General features: G+C 43.0%; 3 protein-coding genes. 2 read left to right on the top strand and 1 reads right to left on the bottom strand.

Features of this window, described 5'->3' with window-relative positions:
* The first annotated feature begins 333 nt into the window (after nt 1-333).
* Together ACWVCM_RS06055 and ACWVCM_RS06060 are read left to right on the top strand one after the other, a co-directional pair.
* Nucleotides 334-1,044 carry an FKBP-type peptidyl-prolyl cis-trans isomerase gene (locus ACWVCM_RS06055; protein WP_455200826.1) on the top strand — a complete coding sequence of 237 codons (711 nt, stop codon included), beginning with the start codon at nt 334-336 and terminating at the stop codon, nt 1,042-1,044.
* A 47-nt stretch (nt 1,045-1,091) separates the two neighbouring features.
* Nucleotides 1,092-1,754 (top strand): DNA-J related domain-containing protein, encoded by a 663-nt coding sequence (locus ACWVCM_RS06060; protein WP_455200827.1) that lies wholly within the window; start codon nt 1,092-1,094, stop codon nt 1,752-1,754.
* A gap of 33 nt (nt 1,755-1,787) precedes the next feature.
* Here ACWVCM_RS06060 and ACWVCM_RS06065 read toward each other — a convergent pair.
* Nucleotides 1,788-2,907 (bottom strand): EAL domain-containing protein (locus tag ACWVCM_RS06065; protein WP_455200828.1); only part of this gene is annotated, 1,120 nt, incomplete at its 5' end.

A 2,907-nucleotide genomic window follows, 5' to 3' on the forward strand; every position in this document is an offset into this window, starting at 1 on the left:
ACCCCAGTAGTCATTAGAAAACCGCCCTAAATCGAAGAATATCTGTATATATTCGGATTGCCAAGTCAGAATTATCTGAATCCACTGCGGTCTTAGAATTCAGCCTTTGTTATGTCGAGCGCTTATATTTATTGCGATTATTCACAATTTATTGAGACTTTATTAGTGATAAGTTTTAAATGATCTTGTTACAATACGCGTAATTCTCGATTTTAGGTACCACATTGTTTTTTATAGACTATTCTTTATAAACTAAAGATTCCCATAGAGCGAAACCCTGCCTCTGCTGATTCTCTCTATATATTCCATTCATCAACCCAAAAGGACTACAAAGTGAAAAAATCATTACGTACAACTTTATTATTGAGCTGCGTGATCGCCATCGCCTCCCTCGCCAGTTTTTCAGTAACCGCAGCTGAACTGAAAAGCAACAAACAAAAATACAGCTACGCAATCGGGTTTCAAATCGGCAGCAACCTGAAACGGGAAGGAGCAGATGTCGATGTTCAGGCAATCGCCCAGGGTATCAAGGATGTGCTCACCGACGCCAAATTAAGCGTATCCATGGAGGACATGCAGGCGGCGGTACTAGAAATGCAAAAAGAGCAACAGGCCAAACGCCAGGCGCGTGGTGATAAAGCTAAAAAAGCGGGTGAGGAATACCTGGCAAAAAATAAAAAGGAAAAAGGCGTAAAGGAATTACCCAGCGGCATTCAATATAAAGTTATCAAGGAAGGCAAAGGCTCGAAGCCCAAAGCAACGGATACTATTGTCGCTCACTACAAGGGAACGCTGATCAACGGCACGGAATTCGATAGCTCTTACGGTCGAGGACAGCCCGCGACATTTGCGGTCAACCAGGTCATACAGGGATGGCAGCAGATACTTCCTCTCATGCCAACGGGCTCCAAGTGGAAAGTGGTTATCCCTTCCGATTTAGCGTACGGCCCTCGTGGCGCCGGTGCCAATATTGGTCCCAATGAAACATTGATCTTTGAGGTTGAGCTTTTAGAAATTAAAAAGCAGGAGCCAAAGAAAAAATAAGCGCTTTTTCAGACCGATCACAGGCACCTGAACAACATACCGATCAGGTGCCTGTTAAACTTCAAAAATCCTGCCCCAAAAGCACCAGCAAAGTCGTGGAACATAATCCGGATAGCTCATTAGCCGATCTGGTGCTACAAGCACTGGAAACACACCCTTCAGGTATCTCCGAATACGAGCTTATTCAATGGTTGAAAAACACCGGCCATGAAATATTCCAGAATGTCACTTTCTGGGATCGCCTCTCCCTGTTTCAGGCGCATTTCATTTTGTTTCATACGCTTTACCGGCTAAAACAGAGATGTTGGGAACACAATCAAACGACACTGGATATCAATCCTTTAAAAATTGTTTTACTGCCGGCCAGAAAAAATGCCGGATCCAGCATCGCCGAGCATGATCCATTAATGGATTATTACCTGGACGTTGACAATCTTAAAAATACATCTGAAAACGATGTTGCCGAGTTACTGACAAACTTCTGGAAGACGCTAAGCAATAAAGATAAGCGGAGCGCCGCATTGAAGGAACTGGAATTAAGCGATCCTGTTGATTACGTAAAAATTAAACGTCAGCACCGGCGACTGGTAATGCGCCACCACCCCGATCGTGGCGGCAAGAAAGAGAAGCTGCAGACGATCAATGCAGCAATGGATTTTTTGCACAGTTTATATAATCCTGAAAACAGGGATGGCAGGAAGACCAGATAGTAAAGTAGATTACCTGGTAATGAAAATTGCCGCTCAGTTCTGGATTTCGTCCGTCGCCATAGCGTAGTCGTTTGCTAACATTAATACGTAGTTACCTTGCCAATAAGTAGCGTTAACATTCAATAGTGTTTTATACCTGGCATCGTTATCGATAGCCTTTATGATGGTTTTTATACCCAACTGGTTGGCAATACGTACAATCCCCTCGACGACACACAACCATTCAATCTTCTCATCCAGATTAGCGATCATTTGCCCATCCAGACGAATTAAGTCCACTAAATTATGTGCAAACTTGCCGAGATAAGACAAGCCACAGCAAAAGTCATCAATAACAACCATGAAACCACGGCGCTTAAGCGCCCGTATCTGCTTTACAGCAAATTCGACATCATTGAGAATATACCCTTCTTTTACCAGTAAGCCGATTTTGTTCGGCGTCTCCGAGTTCGATTCGACAATTTTCCTGTAACGATCCGGCAGTTGCGGATCATTAAATTGTGATTCGGTCAGCGCAACGAGCACGGGCTTGTCTTCATATTCGATATCATTTTTCCATCGACCCAGCTTTTTACAGATCGTACTGAGTTGAATATCACCGAACAATTTTGATAATTCCAGCGCTTCGATATAGTTACCAATGACCTGAGACTCCAGTTCGCGCAATTGGTCTGAGTGCCACACTATATCTGCCTGAAGCAAAGCCAGGTCGTTATCTTTAACATCATTAACAGGCAAGTAGTGAATGTCGTACTCCTGTTTATTGATTGCTGAACGCAGCTGACTTTCTTGTGCAATTTGCTGGTCGATGTTTTTGTCCGTTTCATTATCATAAAAACAGTAGTTCCTGCCGTCCACGTTTCTTGATTGACACATCGCTATATAGGCATGTTCAATCAGCGACTTTCTGGTTTTGTCATCATCTGGAAATGTCTCAATACCGATGGCGACATTAACGTTATATTGCGACTCACCAACTAAGAAAGGACTCAACAACTGGAAATTTATACTGTCCACTACTTTCACAAGATTTCGAAAATCATTAATGTCCGGAAGCAAAATACAGAACACATTACTTTCAATTCGCGCAATGGTATCAGTACTTCTTACGCAAGCTTTTATCCGCCTGGCAAATTCCAGCAAAACCGTATTA

The organism is Kaarinaea lacus (assembly GCF_975902315.1).